13 protein-coding genes are annotated in these 21,851 nt (G+C 66.5%); 5 read left to right on the top strand and 8 right to left on the bottom strand.

Going from position 1 to position 21,851, the window contains the following annotated elements; genetic code table 11:
- Window positions 1–19 precede the first annotated feature (19 nt).
- The 6 genes from EO141_RS10935 to EO141_RS10910 all read right to left on the bottom strand — a co-directional run bounded on the left by EO141_RS10935 (window position 20) and on the right by EO141_RS10910 (window position 14,453).
- The gene (locus EO141_RS10935) at window positions 20–2,680 is read right to left on the bottom strand and encodes a glycoside hydrolase family 3 C-terminal domain-containing protein (RefSeq protein ID WP_126969638.1); all 2,661 of its coding nucleotides are present in this window, start codon (window positions 2,678–2,680) and stop codon (window positions 20–22) included.
- A 684-nt stretch (window positions 2,681–3,364) separates the two neighbouring features.
- Window positions 3,365–6,055 carry a glycoside hydrolase family 2 protein gene (locus tag EO141_RS10930; protein WP_164739161.1) on the bottom strand — a complete coding sequence of 897 codons (2,691 nt, stop codon included), beginning with the start codon at window positions 6,053–6,055 and terminating at the stop codon, window positions 3,365–3,367.
- A 21-nt stretch (window positions 6,056–6,076) separates the two neighbouring features.
- Complete coding sequence (locus EO141_RS10925; protein WP_241236648.1) at window positions 6,077–8,566, bottom strand: family 20 glycosylhydrolase; 2,490 nt, start codon at window positions 8,564–8,566, stop codon at window positions 6,077–6,079.
- A gap of 243 nt (window positions 8,567–8,809) precedes the next feature.
- On the bottom strand, window positions 8,810–9,865 hold the full coding sequence (locus tag EO141_RS10920) for a glycosyl hydrolase family 18 protein (RefSeq protein WP_127169178.1): 1,056 nt from the start codon (window positions 9,863–9,865) through the stop codon (window positions 8,810–8,812).
- Between the two features lie 14 nt (window positions 9,866–9,879).
- Window positions 9,880–11,565, bottom strand: coding sequence for an alpha-L-fucosidase (locus EO141_RS10915; RefSeq protein ID WP_127169177.1), 1,686 nt, complete (start codon window positions 11,563–11,565; stop codon window positions 9,880–9,882).
- A gap of 209 nt (window positions 11,566–11,774) precedes the next feature.
- Window positions 11,775–14,453, bottom strand: a complete 2,679-nt coding sequence (locus tag EO141_RS10910; protein ID WP_115677701.1) for a TonB-dependent receptor — start codon at window positions 14,451–14,453, stop codon at window positions 11,775–11,777.
- A gap of 715 nt (window positions 14,454–15,168) precedes the next feature.
- Between EO141_RS10910 and EO141_RS10900 the strand changes: the two genes are divergently transcribed.
- The gene (locus EO141_RS10900; protein ID WP_206514795.1) at window positions 15,169–16,167 is read left to right on the top strand and encodes a glucokinase family protein; all 999 of its coding nucleotides are present in this window, start codon (window positions 15,169–15,171) and stop codon (window positions 16,165–16,167) included.
- Window positions 16,168–16,631: 464 nt separating this feature from the next.
- On the opposite strand, the gene EO141_RS10895 is transcribed toward EO141_RS10900, so the two are convergent.
- Both EO141_RS10895 and bioA read right to left on the bottom strand, forming a co-directional pair.
- Window positions 16,632–17,366, bottom strand: a complete 735-nt coding sequence (locus tag EO141_RS10895; RefSeq protein ID WP_127169174.1) for a 16S rRNA (uracil(1498)-N(3))-methyltransferase — start codon at window positions 17,364–17,366, stop codon at window positions 16,632–16,634.
- On the bottom strand, window positions 17,357–18,775 hold the full coding sequence (gene bioA, locus EO141_RS10890; protein WP_127169173.1) for an adenosylmethionine--8-amino-7-oxononanoate transaminase: 1,419 nt from the start codon (window positions 18,773–18,775) through the stop codon (window positions 17,357–17,359). Before bioA ends, EO141_RS10895 begins: the two co-directional genes overlap by 10 nt.
- A 41-nt stretch (window positions 18,776–18,816) precedes the next feature.
- Here bioA and nudE point away from each other — a divergent pair, with 41 nt between their 5' ends.
- The 4 genes from nudE (at window position 18,817) to EO141_RS10870 (ending at window position 21,627) form a co-directional block, all read left to right on the top strand.
- Window positions 18,817–19,365, top strand: coding sequence for an ADP compounds hydrolase NudE (gene nudE / locus EO141_RS10885; protein ID WP_164739160.1), 549 nt, complete (start codon window positions 18,817–18,819; stop codon window positions 19,363–19,365).
- Window positions 19,362–20,162: a 3'(2'),5'-bisphosphate nucleotidase CysQ gene (gene cysQ / locus EO141_RS10880; protein ID WP_127169172.1), complete on the top strand. Its 801-nt coding sequence runs from the start codon at window positions 19,362–19,364 to the stop codon at window positions 20,160–20,162. Before nudE ends, cysQ begins: the two co-directional genes overlap by 4 nt.
- A 173-nt stretch (window positions 20,163–20,335) precedes the next feature.
- Window positions 20,336–21,295 (top strand): nucleoside triphosphate pyrophosphohydrolase, encoded by a 960-nt coding sequence (gene mazG / locus EO141_RS10875; RefSeq protein ID WP_343135021.1) that lies wholly within the window; start codon window positions 20,336–20,338, stop codon window positions 21,293–21,295.
- On the top strand, window positions 21,292–21,627 hold the full coding sequence (locus tag EO141_RS10870) for a YnfA family protein (RefSeq protein WP_104648201.1): 336 nt from the start codon (window positions 21,292–21,294) through the stop codon (window positions 21,625–21,627). The genes mazG and EO141_RS10870 overlap by 4 nt, the downstream gene beginning before the upstream one ends.
- Window positions 21,628–21,851 lie beyond the last annotated feature (224 nt).

Genomic DNA, 21,851 nt, shown 5'->3' with positions numbered 1-21,851 from the left:
CCTGACGCACACCCACCGCTCATTTCGGCAATGGCGAACGCCCCGAGATCGAAAACGCTGCCGCCTCGCCGACCGCGCCGGTACCGGGTTGGCCACCGCCGACAAACAGCGTGTAATCGCCGGCTTCCACCGCACGCTGCCCGCTGCGATCCACATCGCTCAGGGCGCGCGCATCGAGGGTGAAGGTGAGCGTGCGCTGCTCGCCCGGCTGCAGGTGCACACGCTGGAAGCCGACCAGGCTGCGCAACGGCGACTGCGGGCGCTGCGGATATTGCAGATACACCTGCGCCACCTCATCGCCGGCGCGCGTGCCGGTGTTGCGCACGGTGGTGGTCACCTGCAACGGACTGCCAGCTTGCAGGGTTGCAGTGGACAGCTGCGGCGCGCTGTAGGCAAAGCTGGTGTAGCTCAAGCCATAGCCGAACGGAAACAGCGGCTCGCCCTTGAAGTAGCGGTAGGTGCGGCCCTTCATGTCGTAGCTGACGTAGGGCGGCAGGTCCTTGGTGGAGCGATAGAAGGTCACCGGCAGGCGCCCGCCGGGGGTGTCGTCGCCGGCCAGCATGCGTGCGATCGCGGTGCCGCCGGACTGGCCCGGGTACCACGCCGCCACGATCGCGTCGGCATGGGCCTTGGCCCAGTTCAATGCCACCGCGCTGCCGCTCATCAGCACCACCACCAGCGGCTTGCCGGAGGCCTTGGCGCGTTCGAGCAGCGCCTGCTGCGGAGCGGGCAGGGCGATGTCGTTGCGGTCGCCGCCATCGAAGCCGGGCACGTCGATGCGCAGTTCCTCGCCTTCCACATCCGGCGACAGGCCGACGAAAGCCACTACCGCATCGGCCTGCGCCACCGCCTGCTCGGCTTCGGCCAGTTGCGCCGCCGCCGGTGCCAGCCACTCCAGGCGCAGGCCCTGGTCCTGGCCGCGGTGCTCCATTTCCAGACGGATCCTGCGCGGGCGGGTGTCGTCGAAGTGCAGCACGGTTTCCACACTGCGGCCATCGGCGTTGTGCATGCCGGCCGGCACGTGCTTGTCTTCGGCATTGCCGGCGACCACCAGCTTGTCGTCGATGTACAGCCGCACCGGATCGTGGCCGGCGCAATCGAAGCAGCGCGCCACCCGCACCGCCAGCGTGTAGTCGCCCGCGCTCGGCGGCAGCAGCTCGCCGCTCCAGCGCACCGCATAGCGATCGGCCGGCACGCCCTTGGCGGGTGTGACCTGGTCCCAGTTGAAACTCACCACACGGTCCTGCCGCACCACGCGCGCAGCACCGGTCATCTCGACGTTGTCGAAATATTCGCCACGCAATCCCGGCTTGCCGTCGCTGCGCAGCGCGGTTTCCGGAATCATGCCCGGCACGCCGGCGGCCAACGGCGCACCTTGCGCATAGCTCACCTGCTGGGTGCCGAAGCGCTGGCGCAGGCCGAGCAAAGGCGTCACCGGCTCGGAGGAGGTGCCCTGATAGTTGGCTTCCAGCGCCGCCAGGGCATCGGCGTTCGGGCCGATCACCGCCAGCCGCGTGCCGGGTTTCAGCGGTAGCGTGCCGGCATCGTTCTTGAGCAATACGATCGATTCGGCGGCAGCCTTCAGCGCCAACGCGCGGTTGGTCGCGTTGTCGATGTCCTTGGCGCCGAGCCTGGCATACGGATCCTTGCGCGGGGCTTCCAGTTCGCCCAGGCGATAGCGCGCCGCGAACAGGCGCACCAATGACTGGTCGAGCAGGGCTTCGTCCACTTCGCCACGTGCGATGGCCGTGCCCAGGGCGCGATACGCGTAGCCGCAGTTGAGATCGTGCCCGGCCTTGAGCGATGCGGCCGAGGAGCCGGCATTGTCCGGGCGGAAGTAATGGAACTGGGTCATGTCGTCCACCGCATCGCAGTCGGACACCACGAAGCCCCTGAAGCCCCAGTCACCACGTACGCGGCCGTTGAGCAGCCAGTCGGCGGCGCAGGCCGGCGTGCCGTGTAGCGAGTTGTATGCGCACATCACCGAGCCGGCCTGGCCGTCGATCAAGGCGGCGCGGAAGGCGGGCGTGTAGGTCGCCTCCACATCGCGCGGCGACACGTCCACGTCGAAGCTGTGCCGGCCCGGCTCCGGGCCGCTGTGCACGGCGATGTGCTTGGGCGTGGCGATGGTGCGCGGGTGACCGAGGTCCTCGCCCTGCAACCCGCGAATGAAGCCCACCGCCAGTTGCCCGGTGAGGAAGGGATCCTCGCCGTAGGTTTCCATGCCACGGCCCCAGCGCGGGTCGCGGAAGATATTGATGTTGGGCGACCAGATGGTCAGGCCCGCATAGCGCTTGTGGTCCTTGCCCGGGCCACCGGCCTGGTTGAACTTGGCGCGCGCCTCGGTCGAGACCACCGTGCCCACCTGCTGCATCAACGCGGTGTTCCAGCTGGCGGCCAGGCCGATCGCCTGCGGAAACACCGTGGCGTAGCCATTGCGCGCGATGCCGTGCAGGCCTTCGCTCCACCATTCGTAGGCGGGGATGCCCAGGCGCGGAATCGCCGGCGCATCGTTCATCGCCTGCGCGACCTTTTCCTCGCGGCTCATCTGCGCCACCAGCGCGGCGGCGCGCTGCTCCGGCGTGCTGCTGCGGTCGGCGGGCGCGGCGTGCGCGATGCAGGGCAGGCCCAGGCTCAGCCCCAGTGCCATGGCAAGACGCGATACAAACACGGATGACATCGATTCACTCCTGCGCAGCGGCGAGATTCGCCCGGCGTCGTTCTGGTGTTGCCGCAGGGGCTGCGGCGGGTTGAGGATCTGGCGGCGTCATGCGCGCCATCGCCCGTGGTGGATGTTGCTGTTACCGCGGCGGGCCCTCATCCGCCCCTGCGGGGCACCTTCTCCCGCCCGCGGGAGAAGGACAGCCAACGCGGGACGAGGCCGCGCGAGGGAGGAGAGGGGCGCGCCTTGGGAGAGGGCACGCACGGCAGGAGATCACGTCATTTTCCTAAGGTGGATGCGATGCAAGGGTGCGAAGAGTGCGTATGACAGGAAACCAAATCTGCGGGAGACGCCATGCGCGCGAAACGCATCCGCGGAACAAGCGCATGCATGAGCGGACAGCCAGTTCTTCTCCCGCCGGGCGGGAGACGCCATGCGCGCGAAACGCATCCGCGGAACAAGCGCATGCATGAACGGACAGCCAGTGCTTCTCCCGCCGGGCGGGAGACGCCATGCGCGCAAAACGCATGCGCGGAACAAGCGCATACACGAGCGGACAGCGAGTCCTTCTTCCGCCGGGCGGGGGGCGCCCTACGCGTGAGATGCAGACGCGGACCAAGCGCATGCATGGACGGAGATCGCGTCCTTCTCCCGCCTGGCGGGAGAAGGTGCCCGAAGGGCGGATGAGGGCCAGCTCGCCGCTCATTTCGCCGCCGCTGCCTCCGGCGGTTCCGGCGGCGCGCCGGCCAGCGTCGATGCCAGGTCGCGCACCTGCAACGCAGACTGCACCTGCGCCATCGGCAGCTTGCTGGACACGTGCAGCGTCAGCGGTTCGCCCGGCAGCAGGTCGAAGGCGTTATCGGCCACGCTGACGTCCAGGTCGCCGAACGACAGCCACACCTCGCGCGCCAGCGTGTCGCTGGACAGCGTCAGCGCATAGCCATCGCCATCGGCGCGCCACTGGCTGTCGATCTTCGCGGTCGGCAAGGCCAGCTGCTTGGCCGGCGCGAAGAACACCACTTCGCGCGACAGCAGCTTGGCGCCGTCGAACAACTCGAACACCGCGTAAGTGCGCTTGGGATCGGCACTGCCCAGCAATTGCTTGTCGCTGAAGTTGCCCACCTGCAGGCTGCTGAGCGGCTTGACGGTGGCCTTTTCCTCGCGCTTGCTCAGCAGCTTGCCGTCCATGCTCATCACCCGCATGCGCCAGCGGGCCGCCAGCGGAGTGGTGCGGTCGGACACCAGCGACACCTCGGTCTGGCCCTTGTCATTACGCAATGCGGCGATCAGCTCGGGCGCATAGAAGCGGCGGGCGTGGTACTGCAGCGCCTTCCAGCGGCCGTAGTAGTCCACGCTGGACCACGACGCACCCGGCCACACATCGTTGAGCTGCCAGTACAACGAGCCCATCGACTGCGGGCGCGCGGCGCGCAGATGCGAGGCGGCCAGGTTGATGCCCTCGGCCTGCATCAGCTGGCTCAGGTAGACGAAGCTCTCGAAATCCTTGGGCTCGCCGAATTCGCGACGGATGTACAGCATCAGCCGCTTGTTGCCGTTGCCCTTGTCGAACTTCTGATGCACGCGCATCACCGGCGATTCCGGGTCCATGTCGCCGGGCTCGGCGAAGGCACGCACGGTGCGCATGTCCGGGAACGACTGCAGGCCGTATTCGGACATGAAACGCGGGGTGACATTGAGATATTCGGTCACCGGCAGCGCGGGGCCGCCCCAGACCTTCCAGTAATGCATGTCGCCATCGGTGGCCTGGTCGGCGGCGCCATCGAAGTTGGTGCCCGGCGAGGTGGACCAGTACGGCACGTCGCTGTCGTAGGTGGCCACCACCTCGCGGAACACGGTGCCGAACAAGGTGGTCATGCCGCGCTCGATGCGGCTGCGTTCTTCCGGGTCCACCGACTGCTTGAACTTGACCCGGTCGCCCCAGTTTTCCCAGCCGGTCTGCACTTCGTTGTTGCCGCACCACAGCACGATGCTGGGATGGTCGCGCAGGCGCTTGACCTGTTCAATTGCTTCTTGCCGGGTGTTCTCGCGGAACTCCACGTCGTACGGCGGCACTGCGCCGCCGAACATGAAGTCCTGCCAGATCATGATGCCCAGCTCGTCGGCCACCTCGTAGAAACGGTCGTCCTGGTAATGCCCGCCGCCCCACATGCGCAGCATGTTCATGTTGGCATCGCGCGCATCCTGCAAGGTGCTGCGCATGCGCTCGGCAGTAACGCGCGCGGGGAAGGCATCCAGCGGGATCAGGTTGGCGCCCTTGGCGAAGATCGGGATGCCGTTGATCACGATCTCCATGCTCTTGCCCCAGGTGTCCTTTTCGCGGCGCAGCTCCACCGAGCGCAGGCCGGTGACGCGCTTGATCTGCTGGCTGTCGCCATCGGCGTCGCGCACGCTGGCCACGAAGGTGTAGCGGTCCTGCGCGCCGTAGCCGGCCGGAAACCAGCGCTTGGGCTTGGCGATACGCACCGGCAGATTGATGCGGTTCTGGCCCGGGTCGACCACCGCCTGCTGGGTGAATTGCCCAACTTTCTGCCCATCCGGTCCCAGCACATCCAGCGTCACCTGCACCGGCCCGCTGCGGCCGGCCTGCAGTTCCAGCTGCGCCTGCAGCTGCGCAGCGTCCGCGTCCACGCGCTGCTGGGCGATATGCAGCCCCTCCACGCGCACCGCATCCCAGGCTTCCACGCGCACGTCCTTCCAGATGCCGGCGTTGACCATGCGCGGGCCCCAGTCCCAGCCGTAGCTATACGGCGCCTTGCGCACGTAGGTGGAGCTGTGGCGCGATTCGGGCTCGTCGCCGAAGGCCGAATCGTAGGCGCCCGGCAGCGCGTACGGCTGCTTGGCCAGCCACGGCTGGATCTTCTTGATCGGCGAGAACAGCTTGACCTCGAGCACGTTGTCGCCGCGCTTGAGCAGCGGTTTGGCATCCACCCGCCACTGCCGGAACATGTTGTCGGCGCTCAGCAGCGGCTTGCCGTTGAGGGTGACCTCGGCAAAGGTGTCCAGGCCGTCGAACACCAGCTCGACATGCGCGCGCTTGAGCGTGGCCGCGTCCACGTTGAAGCGGGTCTGGTATTGCCAGTCGCTCAGGCCCGCCCACTGGATCTTGCCCTCGTTGTCGCGATAGAACGGGTCCGGCACGATCTTGGCGGCGATCAGATCGGTCTGCACCGCGCCCGGCACCTGCGCCGGCAACCAGGCCGCCGCTTTCGGATACGTCCTGGCCTGTTCCTGGCCCGGCACCAACCGCACCTGCCAGCCGCTGTCCAGGGGCGTTGCCGTGGGCGGAGCCGCCCAGGCCTGCGAGATGGCAAAGGCCAGGGCTAGCCCGAGGCGGGCGGGGGCAGGAATGCAACGATGGCGGGACAGGGGCATGGGTGACTCTCCTTGGATGGATCAGCGCGTGGCGGCGGGGGGCGCCTGCGCGGTGGTTTCAATCAACTGGACGGCGCCGATGGCATACAGCGGGCCGCGAATCGGCGCGGTGAAGCGCAGGCACAGATCGTGGATGCCGGTGCGTGCAGGCAGTGCGGTTTCCAGCGTGAACTGTTCGCCCAGCGCGGCGCTGTTGGGCAATTGCACGCTGGCGACCAGCTCGCCCTCGCAGCCCAGGCGCACTTCCAGCTCGCCGCGGCGCGTCTTGGCCGGGTACTGCACCACCTTGGATTGCTCGTGCGCCAGGCCGAAGTTGTTCGGCAGGCGTGCAGCCTCGATGCGGATCGCGCCGATGCCATCCAGGCGCGCCTGCGGATAGAGACGGCAGGCATGGAACAGGTCGACGTTGTAGACCGGCGTGTCGGCGCCGGTCATCTCCGGCAACAACGGCAGGCGCAGGCCGAGCGCACCGGTCTGCACGCAATCGCGCAGGCCCTGGGTGTCCACGCGCAACAGACCGGCACGCTCGAACGTGCGGCTGCGCGTGGCCGCCAGCGCGGTGCCGCCGGCATCGAAGGCGGTGGCCTTGACCGTGGTCGGCAGCTGGATCGTGAACGGCGCCTCGTAGCGCGGCGATGCCGGCGTGGGATCGCTGCCGTCGGTGGTGTAGTGCAGCGTGCCCGCACCGGCCTGGGTGCCGAGTGCCACCTTGGCCGGGCCACCGGCCAGCACCGGGTTGGGGCCGCCTTCCAATGCGATATCGGCGGCGAAGGCGCCGTCGCTGTAGTCGATGCCCAACGCTTTATAGCGCTGCAGCTGGGCCGGCATGCGCGCCAGGAAATCCTTCCAGTTGCGCGCAGCCGCAGGCGACCAGGTGACTTCGGCCACCGCGGACAGCCGCGGAAACAGCGCGTGGTCGATATGCCACCTGGATGGAATGTACTCGGACCACAATGCGCTCTGCGCGCCGAGGACATGCGTGGCCTGCTCGGCAGTCAGTGTGCTCGGCACCGGGTCGAAGGCGTAGACCTTGGACAACGGCAGCACGGTCAGGCGGCCGTTGGGCTCGTCGCTGCGGGCGGTCTGCAGGTTGTCCAGATACAGCCAGTCGCCCGGCGCCAGCACCACGTCGTGGCCTTGCTTGGCCGCAGTGACCGCACCTTCGGTGCCACGCCACGACATCACCGACGCACTCGCCGGCACGCCGCCTTCCAGAATTTCATCCCAGCCGATCATGCGCCGGCCGTGACTGGTGAGGTAGGCCGCAAGCTGTTCGTTGAACCAGCCCTGCATCGCATGCGCGTCCTTGACCCCCAGCTTGCGCATCTGCGCGCGTACCGCAGGCGAGGCTTCCCATTGATCCTTGACCGCCTCGTCGCCACCGATGTGGATATACGCCGACGGGAACAGGGTCAGCACCTCGTCCAGCACATTGGTGATGAAGCGCAGGCTGCGTTCGCTGGTGTTGAACAGGTACGGATTGACGCCCCAATCCACGCCAACCTGGGTGCGCTGGCCGGGCACGCCGACGTCGTCCGGATACGCCGCCACCGCCGCCTGCGCGTGTCCTGGCATGTCCAGCTCCGGCAGCACGGTGATATGCAGGCGTGCCGCGTAGGCGACGATCTCGCTGATCTGCTGCTGCGTATAGAAACCGCCATAGCGCTCCGGCGTGCCGTGCCGGCCCGCGCCCGGCGGGGTGCGCCAGGCGCCCACCTCGGTGAGCTTGGGATAGCGCTTGATCTCGATGCGCCAGCCCTGGTCGTCGGTGAGGTGCCAGTGCAGCACATTGAGCTTGTGTGCGGCCATTGCATCGAGCACATGCTTGACCGTGGCCACGTCGTGGAAGTGGCGGGCCACATCCAGATGCTGGCCGCGCCAGCCGAAACGCGGCCAGTCGCGGATCGCCACCGCCGGCACGGCGACATCGCCCTTGCGCGCGTCCGGCGTCATCAGTTGCCAGGCGCTGATCGCGCCATAGAACAGGCCCGCGCCATCGCGCGCGGCGATGCGGATGCCGTTGCCATCCACGTCCAGGCTATAGCCTTCCTTGTGCGCCACCGGCGCCTGCGGTGTGCGTTCCAGGCGGATGCTGTGCGGTGACGCCGTGGTTTCGGTGCGCACTTCCAGGGTCAGGCCACGGGTGCGTTGCAACAGGCTGGCCAGTGACTCGGCGCTGCGGCGCACCTCGGCGTTGCCGGTGGGGATGGAGATCACCGTGCCGGTGCCGACGCGGAAGCTGCCATTGCCGCGCCTGGCTTCGGCCGGGGCGGGAATCAGCGGCAGCGGTGCGGTGGTCGCAGGCAATGTCGAGGTGGTGCGGGGGTGGTCCGCAGCCGGCGCGGTCGCCGTCTGGCGCTGGCCACACCCCGCCAACAGCACCGCCGCAAACGTCACTGCAAGCAGGCGCCAGGAACGTGGCCGCGCTGACAGCGGGCGCGACGACACGCTGCCCGGCAACGGCCGCTTGGAGAATGGTGAGCGCAGGTTCGGTGCGGAGTTCGACATCATGCAATCACATCCCGGTGTGGCGGGGGAGACACGGCAGCCACGCACAGTAGCAAAGCCATGCCGGATGACGCAGGGACTGGCGCACGCTTCGTCGGGGTGCGTGCGCTGTTTTGCGGGAACCACGCATCCGCATCGTTCGCTGCAGGACGGGCCCGGGGAGTATGCACATCGGCTTGGGGTGGACGCATTCCGATGCGGACACCGCCCGCGCCCGCCAGGCACTGCAGCAGTGCGATGGCGCGTTTAGCGCTGCGCAGTCGGCAACTCGTCCCACACCTTCGGGTCTTCGGCGCCCAGCACCCAGCAGCTGAAACCTTCCAGGCCGTACTGCTTGACCAGGTCGTAGCGTGCCTTGAAGCTGCGTGCGTCCGGGCGGAACACCCACTCGCGCATGTCGTCGCGGTAGAAGTAGAACCACGATTCCTGCTCGACCGGATCCCACTGCACGGTGGCGTTCTGTTCGATCGCCAGCGGGAAGGATTCGTCGGCATCGATATACGTGGCCGAAATATTCGACGCTTCGGTGCCGTCTTCCTTGACCGGATTACCGGTGTACCAGCGGTAGCCGTAGGTGGCGATGCCAAGCGAGAGCTTGTCCTTCGGCACCTGGGTGATGGCGTAGTCCAGATGCTTCTTCATCCACACCATGCCGTCGACCGGGCCCGGCGTGGTCCAGCGGGTGTGCTGGTCGTAGGTCATGATGCTGACCAGGTCCGCGGCCTGGCCCAACGCCTTCAGGTCGTACGCACCACGCCAGTATTCCCACATCCACTTGGAGAACTGGCCACCTTCGGCATGGCCCGGTGCATTGGGCACCACCGCCACCGACATCTTGAAGCCGGCCTTGTGCAGTGCATCGGCGGTCTGCTTGACCATCAGCGTATAGGCGTCGCGGTCGGTCCAGGCGATGTTCTCGAAATCGAACTGGAAGCCGTAGTACTTGTGCTGCTTGCCGTGGATCAGCAGCGATTCGATCATGCGCTTCTTGGCGGCTTCGTCGTGCATCAGCTTGTGGAAGCCGTCGCGGCCGGTGGTCATCGACAGGATCGGCATTACCCGCAGGTTCTTCTGCTTGGCGATGTCGTACAGGTACATGTTGGGCGTGCCGTTGACCAGGCCGTTCTGGTCAACGCCGTACCAGGTGGGCACCACCACGTCGATCTTGTCGACATTGGTCAGGAACGAGTTGGTCGATTTCTGCGTGTTCATCAGATAGAACAACGCGGTGGGGGTTTTGGCCAAGGCCGGCGCGCAGACCAGCGCCAGCGCCAGCAGGATCCAGGTCAATCGCTTGCTCATGAAAACAGCATCCGTCAGGGAGTGGAGGAAGAAGAAAGATCGATGCGAAACACGTACGCGCTCTCGCCGACCGGCTTGGCCGGCAATTTCAAGTGCAGGCCGTCGGCGCGTTGTTCGAACGGTATCTTTTTGCCGTTGGCCAGCAGCGTCACGCCGCGCACGCCATCGGCGGCGTTGAGCGAGCGGATCACCGCCTGACCACCGGCCGGCCAGCCGAGCTCGATCGCATACAGCGCGCCATCACGTGTGGTGAAGCGGAAATCTTCGGCGGTGTAGGGCTTGGTCTTGACGTCCTGGAAGGTGCCGCCGACCACTTCGGTCGGGCCTTCGCCGTACACGCGCCACGGCTTGCTGTCGTAGATCGCGCCGCCGTTGGTCTTGAGCCACTTGCCGATCGCCAGCAGGATGCCGCGCTCGGTATCGGGGATCGAGCCATCGGCCCGCGGGCCGATGTTGAGCATCAGGTTGCCGTTCTTGGCCACCACGTCGGCCAGCATGTGGATGATGAAGGTCGGCGACTTGTAGGTGTCGTTCTCGATGTAGCCCCACGACGCATTGCTGACCGAGGTATCGGTCTGCCAGTGGGTGGGATGGATGCCGGTGAGCTGGCCGCGCTCGATGTCCAGCGTGCCGGCGCCTTCCGGGAAGGCGCCGAGCTTGTAGTTCACCACCACGCCGCGATCGGCCTCGGTGCGTGCCGCGCCCTGGTTGTAGTAATACGCCAGCATGGTCGGCAGGCTGCTGCGGAAGGTGGGGTGGGCAATCCACCAGTCGAAATAGATCAGGTCCGGCTGATAGGTATCGATCAGCTCGGTGGTGCGCGCCAGCCAGTCATCCAGCCAGGCCTGCGACACCGGCGTCCAGTCGTTGGCCACATCGGCATCGTCCTTGCCCGGCAGGCGTACCTGCGCCGGGCCGTACAGCGCGGCATAGCGCGGGTCGTTGACGTCCGAGTCGAAGGTGCGCCCGCCGTCGAAGAACCAGTTGTGCTCGGCGCGGTGCGAGGACAGGCCGAAGTGCAGCCCCTGCGCGCGGATCGACCTGGACAACTCGCCCAGCAGATCGCGTTTTGGCCCCATCTTGACCGCGGTCCAGTCCGACAACTTGGAGTCGTACAGCGCAAAGCCGTCATGGTGCTCGGCCACCGGCACCACATAGCGGGCGCCGGAGTCACGGAACAGCTTGGCCCAGCCATTGGGGTCGAACTTGGGCGCGGTGAACTTTGGAATCAGATCCTTGTAGCCGGAGCTCGCCTGCGGCCCGTAGGTCGCCACGTGATGGGCGAACTCCTTGGAGCCTTGCAGATACATGTTGCGCGAATACCACTCGCTGCCGAACGCCGGCACCGAGAACACGCCCCAATGAATGAAGATGCCGAACTTGGCATTGTCGTACCACGCCGGCGATTGATAGGCCTTTAGTGCCGCCCAGTCGGGGCGGAACGGGCCTTTGCGCGCGCCCTGTTCGGCTTCGCGTACCAGCCGTTCGCGTTCGGGTGCGTACTTGGCGGTGGCATTGAGCCACTGCTGGTCGATCTGTTCCGGACTGAGCGTGGTGGCGGTCGGCGCGGTGGGCGATTGCGCGTGCAACGACAGCACCGGGCATGCCACCAGCAGAGCGAGCGCGAGCGCACGACTCCTGGGTACAGCTCCGGCGTGGCGGCGGGATGGAGCCGCAAACACGCGGCTATCGGTCGTCATGGGAACTGCACTCCTGTTGAGCAAGACGCGCCGGCAGTGCTGCAGCCGTGCGTGGATGGCAAAAGCGGGACTGGCCATGCTCCCTCAGCGGCGAAGGGGCGTGGCCAGTACCACTGTTTGGTGCATGCAACGACCTGCCGCCGCAGCGCGCAGGGCAAGTCCAAAAAAAGCGCGCCACCGTGGAGGGGCGGTGGCGCGCCGGTGCTACATCAGAACTTGAAGTTCAGCTGGGCCTGATAACCGCGGCCGTTCTTGTAGAACGCCGTGGGGGTATCGCGGGTGTTGCTGAAGACCCGGTAGGTGGAATCGAGCAGGTTGGTCGCGCCGAAGGTGATGCCCATGTAATCGGTGATCTGGTACGAGGCATTCAGATCCAGCTGCTTGTAGGCATCGGCGAAGTCACGCGATTCCAGCCGGCCGATCTGAGTGAAGTACTTGGAGCGATAGCTGTAGTTCACGCGTACCGTCCAGTCGCCATGTTCCCAGTACGGGATCACGTTGTAGGTGTCGCGCGACAGGTAGGGCAGGTTCAAGCCCGAGCTGGAATCGGATTCGGCGAACGTGTAGTTCGCCTGCAGGCCAAAGCCCAGACCGAAAGTCTGCTGGTAGTTGACCGACACGCCCTTGACCTTGGCATCGGACACATTGACCGGCGTGGTGACCTGATACAGACCGGCAATGGCCGGGGGGGCCGGATTCAGCTGCTGGGAAGTGGTGGTGCTGACGATGTAGGAGCTGATGTCGCGGTAGAACACTTCACCGGACAACATGCTGGACGGAGCGAAATACCACTCGGCTGCCAGATCGTAGTTGGTGGATTCGTACGGCTTCAGATCCGGGTTGCCGCCGTTGGCGGTCAGGTCACCGGTACCGCTGTTGATGGTGAAGGTGCCGGCCAGATCGGCGTAGCGCGGACGTGCGATGACCTTGGCCGCCGAGAAGCGCAGCACGGTGTCGTCGGTGATGTCGTAGGCGATGTTGAAGCTCGGCAGTGCCTTGCGATAGTCGTTGGTCTCGGCGACACGGTCGAAGTTAGTGCCGCCGTCGTTGCTCTGCCAGAACTCGGACTTGTCGGTGGTGTCGACCAGGCGCACGCCGACGTTACCGCGCCACTGGCCGGACTCGAAGTTCAACTGCGTATAGACGTTCTGGGTGATTTCCTTGACCTGGAACGAGGCACCGAAATCGGTGCGGTACGGACCCTGCGGCTGCGACAACAGATAGTTGCGCACGGCATTGAGGCTGGCGGTCGGCCAGGTGGTCAGGTCGCCGCTGGCGCCCAGGCCGTCGTACAGGCTGCTGGGCGTGCTGCCCGGGTTGAACTGTGTCAGCGAGACCGCGTCGGTGGAGTTGATGCGGTTGCCGCGCGCGTCCACGCCATTGTTGTGGTTGATGTACTTGTAGCCGAACTGCAGCTTGGTGAACGGGCCCCACTCAAGGTCGCGCGAGGCGTCCCACTGGAAGTACTTTTCCTCGTCCTTGCTCTTCTGGTACGCGATACCGCCGGCTTGCATGATGCCGGTGTTGGTGCCGGGGATGTTCCCCTGCTGGCCCGGTGCCAGGCCTGCGGGATTACCCGGCAACACCCAGTTCGAGGCGCCGCCGTTGTCGTAGTTCACCGCGGTGTTCTGGCCGTCGAAGGCGTAGTTGTAGCCGCCGTCCTGCATCAGGAACTTCATCAGGTATTCGGGGTTCTTGCCACCTGTGGCCTGCGTGCTGCCGACCTGGCTGGTGAACACCCACTTCTCGCCGGACCAGTCGTGACGCAGGTTCAGGCTCTTGGTGGTGACGGTGCTTTCGCGATAGTTCGCATCCAGCTGCGCGTACGGTTGCCCGGCGGCGCCATCGCTGACCGTGGCCGAGGTCACTACGCCGTTTTCCACGTTGGCGCTGGTGATCTTCTGGCGGTCGTCATTACATGCCGGGCACACATACCGCGCCTGGCTGAAGTTGTTGTACTTGCCCTTGATGTACAGGCCGGTCAGGTTGAACTCGTTCTGCTCATTGGGCTTCCACTGCAACGCACCCTGCAGGCCGCTGCGCTCGCGGGTCTGCTGGAAGAACGCGCTGCTGATGCCGGCCGGCACGCGGGCGGTGGCCACATCGCTGCCGTCGCCGGTGATGGTGGCGCTGGCCGGAATGCCTTCGCCGGTGGTGTAGCCGAAGTATTCGATACCGGCGCGCGCCAGGTCCTGCTTGTCATGCGTGGCGGAGATCAACGCGCCGAAGGTCTCGTCGTCGTTCTTCCAGCTCCACAGCGCCGAGCCGCGCGGATTGCCTTCTTCCGAACGGTCGTTGTAGTTGTAGCCGACCGAGCCGCGGATGGTGTTCTTGGGCAGGTCCAGCGGCTTGCGGGTGTGTACGATCACGGTGCCGCCGATCGAGCCTTCGTCGATGCGCGCTTCCGGGGTCTTGTAGACCTCCATCAGGCCGATGATTTCCGGCGACAGCAGGGTGTAGTTGAAGGTACGGCCGCTGGTGTCGGTCGGGTTGCCGCCCCAGTCGCCCGAGGCGATGGTCTGGCCATTGAGCAGCACGCGGTTCAAGGCCGGGTCGGTGCCGTTGATGCTGACCTTTTCGCCTTCGCCGAACTGGCGATCGACGCTGATGCCCGGCAGGTGCGACAGCGATTCGGCGGCGTTGATGTCCGGGAACTTGCCGATGTCTTCGGCGCTGATCGCATCGACGATCGAGTTGGCCGAGCGCTTGACCGACTGGCTCTTCTCCAGCGATGCGCGGTAGCCGGTGACGGTGATGGTGTCCAGCTCAGTGGTCGCCGACGGTGTGGCGGCAGGAGCCTGTTGGTCTTGTCCGGCAGCCATTGCAGAGCCGGAGCAGTACAGAGCGGCGGTGATACAGAGTGCTAACGTCGTGGTGCGGCTGTGCATGGCTAAACCTCGTTGGTTAGTGCTGTGAGCGCGCCGCCTCTGGAAGGCGTCACGCGCTCGGCGTGGCCGGCAAAACAACACGCCCTTACCGATCGCGGTGACCGCACTGGCGCGCGCCATGAGAGGCGGGTCCAGGTGATTCGCGTGGTAGAGGAGGTGTCCCCCGTGTGGTGAAGCGGTGGAGCGGATGCGACTTCAGCGAGCGAACATCGGGTGATGCCCACTCACGAATCTGGAATGCGCCGACGAGGGAGTCGCCCGTTCTTGAGTACCGAACAGTCCATGGCCCCTCCTGCCAGAACCCCGATTTGGATCGAGTCTCGCGTAGCGTTGACAGCGTTGTCAACACATCGTCACAGATCTCTGAAGCTGCTGCGATTGCGCTGCAATGCAGCATTTCCCGGCGATGCCGCGCAGGGTGCCGCCGCGACCGCGCAGCGCAGCAATGCTGTGCCTGCGGTGCGATCGGCTGTTTCTATGTGGAATGGCGCACAGGCCGATACGTCGCCTCGATTTGTGCTGAAATCGTTGCTCGGGATGCAGATTTTCAGTGGATGATGAAATTGGCGGCATCCTGTTCAAATCGTGATCGCCACGGTTGCGTTACAAGGCGATTACTGACAACGTTGTCTATCCGTGACCGTTCGTCGGATAACGGAAGATGACGCCAGCCCGCGACCACTTATCAGGAGAATGCGTGAGCGCAAGCAGTCCAATGGAAGCGGTGGCCTTTCCACGCCCCGAAACCTTCGTTGCCGCAGACGTTGGCGGGACGCATGTACGCCTGGCGCTGGTGTGCGAAGGCGTCGATCCACGCCAACCGGTCACGGTGCTGGACTATCGCAAGTACCGATGCGCCGACTATCCGGGCCTGGCCGAGATCATGGCCGCGTTCTTTGCGGAGCTGGGCTGCGCACCGGTGATGCGCGGCGTCATCGCCAGTGCCGGTTATGCGCTGGAAGACGGCAGCGTGATCACCGCCAATTTGCCGTGGGTACTGTCGCCGGAGCAGATCCGTCGCCAGCTCGGCATGCAGGCGTTGCATCTGGTCAACGATTTCGAAGCGGTGGCGCATGCGGCCAACTACATGACCGGCAATCAGGTCATGCAGTTGTCCGGCCCGCCGCAGGGCGCGCCGGGTCCGGCGCTGATACTCGGTCCCGGCACCGGCCTGGGCGCGGCGTTGTGGATTCCCAATGGCGCCAACCCGGTGGTGTTGCCGACCGAGGCCGGCCACGCCGCGCTTGCGGCAGCCAGCGATCTGGAAGTGGCCCTGCTGCAGGAGCTACGTCGCACGCGCACGCACGTGGCCACCGAGCATCTGCTGTCCGGCCCGGGCCTGTTGAATCTCTACACCGCCCTGGCCGCGCTGCGTGGCGTGCCGGTGGTGCACGCCAGCCCGGCCGACGTCACCACCGCGGCACTGGCTGGCGAGGACATGCTGGCACGCGACGCGCTACAGGCGTTTTGCGGCTTCATGGGGAGCGTGGTCGGCGACATGATGTTGCTCTACGGCGTGCGCAGCGGCGTCTATCTGGCGGGTGGCTTCCTGCCGCAGATCGCCGCGTTCGTGGCCGCAAGCGATTTCGTCGCACGTCTGCTCGACAAGGGCCCGTTGCGTCCGGCGCTGGAGCAGGTGCCGGTCAGCATCGTCGAGCACGGCCAGCTCGGTGTGATCGGCGCGGCCAGCTGGTTCCTGCAGCACGGCCGCTGAGTCCTGCGCATCGCCAGGTGCAGCAAGCCGGCTGCACGGAACCGATCAATTCCGCATTCCCGTAGGAGCGCACCCGGGCGCGACGAGGCGCGCCCGATAACGCCCCGTCGCGCCCAGGTGCGCTCCTACGAGTCAACGGGGGTGCCGGACCGGCACGCGGTGGACGGGGCCTTCAAGACAAGCACGCAGTGGAGGCGGCAATGTCGATCGACTCTGCATTCCCGTAGGAGCGCACCCGGGCGCGACGAGGCATTCCCGATAACACCCCGTCGCGCCCAGGTGCGCTCTTACGAGTCAACGGGTGTGCCGGACCGGCACGCGGTGGACGGGGCTTTCAAGACAAGCACGCAGTGGAGGCGGCAATGTCGATCGACTCCGCATTCCCGTAGGAGCGCACCCGGGCGCGACGAGGCATTCCCGATAACGCCCGGTCGCGCCCAGGTGCGCTCCTACGAGTCAGCGCGCTATAGATCCCCGAACCGCGACTGCAGCGCCGCAATCGCCGCCAGCCCCGCGGTTTCGGTGCGCAAGATGCGCGGTCCCAGTTGCAGGCCGCTGAAACCGGCCTCGGCGAGGGTCGTGCGATCGCGCGGCGACCAGCCGCCTTCCGGGCCGATCGCCACGATCACATGCGGTTGCGTGCCCAGCACCAGGCTGCCCAGGCGATGCTCGCCTTGCGGGTCCAGCGTCAGCCGTAGCGCCTGCGGGTCGCTGGCTCGGGCCGCCTCCTGCAGGCCGTGCGGCGCCGCGATCGTGGGAACGCGTGCACGCCCGGATTGTTCGCAGGCCGACACCACCACGCTGCGCCAATGCGCCAGGCGTTTTTCCATGCGCGCCGGGTCCAGCTTGACCTCGGTGCGCTCGGCGTTGACCGGTACCACCGCCGTCACCCCCAGCTCGGTGGCCTTCTGCAGGATCAGGTCCATCTTCTCGCCGCGCGCGATGCCCTGGATCAGGGTGATCGACAACGGCGATTCGTTGCACAGCGGCTCGACCCGGTCCACCACTGCGCGCGCCTCGCGTTTGCCGGCCAGGGTGATGCGCGCGTGGTAGTCGCTGCCGTCGCCGTTGAACAGGACGCAGGCATCGCCCTCGCGCAGCCGCAGCACGCGCAGCAGGTGATTGGCCGAGGCTTCCGGCAGCGTCAGCTCCTGGTCGCAGTGCAGCGGCAGTGCCACATGGGAACGGGTCAGGCGCATGCAACGGCCTCCTCGATGGCGTGGCGGGTGGTCGCCGCCAACAGCGCAAGTTGCGCGTCGTCCACGCAGTACGGCGGCATCCAGTACAGCACGTCGCCGAGTGGGCGCAGCACCACGCCCTTGTCCAGTGCGGCGCGATAGGCCTTCAGGCCCACCCGTGCCGCAGACGGGAACGGCGTGCGCTTGTCGCCGCCCTGCGTGAGCTCGAAGGCCACGATCATGCCGGCCTGGCGCACGTCCGCCACCGCGGGGTGTTCGCCGATCTGCGCCGCAAGCGCGCTCATGTGCGCGGCGGTGCGCTGGTTGCGTGCAATCACGTCGTCGTCTGCAAAGATCTGCAGGGTCGCCAACGCGGCCGCGCACGCCAGCGGATTGCCGGTGTAGCTATGCGAATGCAGGAACGCGCGCTCGCGCGAGTCGTCCAGGAATGCGTCGTACAACTGCTGCGTGGCCAGTACCGCCGACAACGGCAGGAACCCGCCGGTCAGCCCCTTGGACAGGCACAACAGGTCGGGCATGATTCCGGCCTGTTCGCAGGCGAACAGGCTGCCGGTGCGGCCGAAGCCGGTGGCGATCTCGTCGGCGATCAGGAACGCGCCATGCGCATCGCACAGTTCGCGCGCACGGCGCAGGTAGGCCGGGTGATACATGCGCATGCCGCCTGCGCACTGCACGCGCGGCTCCAGGATCAGTGCGCAGATTTCCCCGGGTGATCGTTCGAACACCCCCTGCAGCGCGTCGGCTGCCTGCAGTGCGTAGTCCTCCGCGCTCTGCCCAGGTTCGGCCAGGTAGGCATCGGGCGAGGGCGCAAAGATCGATTCCAGCAGCAACGGCGCATACACGCGCCGATACAACGGAATGTCGCCGACCGACAGCGCGCCGATGGTCTCGCCGTGGTAGCCGTTTTCCAGCGCGACGAACCGCGTGCGGCGATGCTCGCCGCGGTTGTGGAAATAATGGAAGGCCATCTTCAAGGCCACTTCCACGCCGGCCGAGCCGTTGTCGGCATAGAACACCTTGGACAACGGCGCGCGGCCGGCCTGGCGCGGCGCGATCGCCAGCAGGCGCTCGGCCAGCTGCACGGCGGGCGCATGGGTGAAGCCGGCCAGCATCACCTGCTCCAGTTCGCCAGCCTGGCGCGCGATGGCCGCGCCGATGCGCGGCTCGCTATGGCCGAACAGGTTGGTCCACCAACTGCTGACCGCGTCCAGGTAGTGGCGACCGTCGTGGCCGATCAGCCACGCACCATCGCCACGCGCGATCGGCACCAGTGGCAGTGTGTGCGGGTGTTCGCGCATCTGCGTGCAGGGGTGCCACAGCACCTGAAGATCGCGTTGTCGCCAATGTTCGTCAGCTTGGGAGGCTGCCGGGTCTGCTAGGATTTCGGGTTCATGAACATGTCGATGCATACGCCTATTCTATCGGTCGGCTCCGCCGCTGCGTGCTGCGCATGAGCCCGCGCCTGCCGACCATCCACAAGATCACCGATCTGGGTGACGGGCCGTTCCGTCGCCAGCAGCTGGATCTGGAGTTTTCCAACGGCGAGCGTCGCCTCTACGAGCGCCAACTCAGCCAGGGCCATGGCGCGGTGGTGGTGGTGCCGATGCTGGATGCGCAGACCGTGTTGCTGGTGCGCGAGTACGCCGCCGGCGTGCATCGCTACGAGCTGGGTCTGGTCAAGGGCCGCATCGATGCCGGCGAAACGCCGGAGCAGGCCGCCGACCGCGAACTCAAGGAAGAAGCCGGCTACGGCGCGCGCCAGGTGCAGGTGTTGCGTGCGATGACGCTCGCTCCTACTTATATGAGTCACCAATCCTGGTTGGTGCTGGCGCGCGACCTCTATCCCGAGCGCCTGGTCGGCGACGAGCCGGAAGAGATGGAAGTGGTGCCCTGGCCGATCGCCCGTCTGGACGACTTGATGCTGCGCGACGATTTTTCCGAAGGCCGCTCGCTGGCCGCCTTGTTCATTGCGCGCGAGTGGCTGGAGCGCAATCCATGATCCGCATCCCGATGGAACTGCGCGAAACCGTGATCGCCATTGCCCGCGAGGCGGGGGCGGCGATCATGGATGTCTATGCGCAGGATTTCGCGGTGGAGCTCAAGGACGACGCCAGCCCGTTGACCCAGGCCGACCTGGCCGCCAATCGTGTCATCGTCGACGGCTTGCGCCGGGTCACCCCGGATGTGCCGGTGCTGTCGGAAGAATCCGCGCACGTGGCCTGGGAAGACCGGCAGTTCTGGACCAGCTACTGGCTGGTGGATCCGCTCGACGGGACCCGCGAGTTCGTCAAGCGCAACGGCGAGTTCAGCGTCAACATCGCACTGATCCACATGGGCGCGCCGGTGCTCGGCGTGGTGCAGGCGCCGGTCGATGGCCGGGTCTGGTATGCCGCCCGGGGCGAGAACGCCTACCGCCGCGATGGCGATCGCGACGAGATGCTGCATACGCGCACGCCGGCGGCCATGCCGCTGCGGGTCGCCGCCAGTCGCTCGCATCGCGACGCGCGCACCGCCGCCGCGCTGGAGCGCATGGGCCAGATCGACGTGGTCGCGCAAGGGTCGTCGTTGAAGTTCTGCCGCATCGCCGAGGGCGACCTGGACGTGTATCCGCGCTTCGGCCCCACCTCCGAGTGGGACACCGCGGCCGGCCAGTGCGTGCTGCATGCCGCCGGCGGTGTGCTGCTGGCCGGCGGCACCGGCAAACCGTTCCGTTACAACCGCCGCGACACCTTGCTCAATGGCGATTTCATCGCGCTGGGCGATCCCAATCTGCCGTGGCGCAGCTGGCTGGTGTGAGCAGCGCTGGCGGCCTGCGCGCTCGCCGGATGGTCCGGTGGCGGCGCTTAGTGCCAACGCCGTCATGTCCAGCGCAGTGCTTCCCCATCGCCTGCCATCAGCTGCTACGGCACGTGCCGGCGGCATCGCCTTGGCACGCCACTCAGCTGCACCACACCTATCAGGAAGACACCATGTCCGAGTCCCCGCCGACCGGCGACATCCAGCGCCTGCTGCAACTGATGGCGCGTCTGCGCGATCCTGAGCATGGCTGCCCGTGGGATGTGGCGCAGACCTTCGCCAGCATCGCCCCGTACACCATCGAGGAAGCCTACGAAGTCGCCGACGCCATCGACCGTAACGACCTTGCGGGTCTGCGCGACGAGTTGGGCGACCTGCTGCTGCAAGTAGTCTTCCATTCGCAGATGGCCGCCGAGCAGGGCGCATTCGGATTCGCCGAGGTGGTCGCCACGCTCAGCGACAAGCTGGTGCGCCGCCATCCGCATGTCTTCGCCGAACAGCGCGCCGACGACGCGCAGGCGGTGAGCGCCAACTGGGAGCAGATCAAGCGTGCCGAACGTCGCGCAGCGGGCCATCAGGACGACTCCGCACTCGCCGGCATCGCACGCGGCCTGCCGGAATGGCAGCGCTCCACCAAGCTGCAATCGCGCGCGGCACGGGTCGGCTTCGATTGGCCCGGCCCGGCACCGGTGCTGGAGAAATTGCAGGAAGAAATCGAAGAGCTGCGCGTGGAGTTCGCCCGTGGTGCGGTCGCCGACAACCAGGCACGGCTGGAAGACGAACTCGGCGATGTGTTGTTCGTCTGCGCCAACCTGGCGCGCCATGCCAAGGTCGACGTGGGGGCGGCGCTGCGACATGCCAATCTCAAGTTCGAGCGCCGCTTCCGCGCCATGGAGGCGCAGGCACAGGCGGATGGCACCGCGCTGGCCGCGCTATCGCTGCACGAGCAGGAAGCGCTGTGGCAACAGGTCAAGCGCGGCGAGCGCGGCAGCGCTCCATCCACTCCCGACCAACCGGGCGCCGCGACGCCTGTCACTGCCACGCCGGTGCGCAGCGATCGGGCACCCGACCTCTCGGCGCAGCAACAGGCCGATGTCGACACGCAGGGCCTGGACAGGTCAGGCCGCGCGTGAATTTCGCACCGACCACGCTGCTGCTGTTCGCCGCCACCGCGGTCGCCGAGCTGGTCGGCTGCTACCTTCCTTATCTGTGGCTGCGCAAAGGCGGCAGCATCTGGTTGCTGCTGCCGACGGCATTGAGCCTGGCCATCTTCGTCTGGTTGTTGAGCCTGCATCCCGATGCCAGTGGGCGGGTGTACGCCGCCTATGGCGGGGTCTATATCGCCAGCGCACTGCTGTGGCTGTGGTGGGTGGACGGAGTGACGCCGACGCGTTGGGATCTGCTGGGCGCCGCCTGCTGCCTGCTTGGCATGGCGATCATCATGTTCTCGCCGCGCAGCGCCTGAGTGCGTACGTGCGCCGGCGTCTGCGCGGCGCAAACCACGGCTGCCTGCTCGGTGCGGTGGGACGCAATGAAGACCAGGTGCCCGGGGTGGCGAGCCACCGCGGCACTTGCGTGGCCGCGACCGTAGACGCCGACGGTCGCGCGCGACGGACAGGCGGGCAGGCGGACAACTGCTTCATCGCACGCAATAGGTGGGGGCGTTCAAGGCGTTGGTCACCACGGCCA

Origin of the sequence: Xanthomonas sp. BRIP62415, from assembly GCF_003993515.1 — a bacterium.
Taxonomy (GTDB): domain Bacteria; phylum Pseudomonadota; class Gammaproteobacteria; order Xanthomonadales; family Xanthomonadaceae; genus Xanthomonas; species Xanthomonas euroxanthea.
This window is presented reverse-complemented; position numbering and strand designations above follow the sequence as displayed.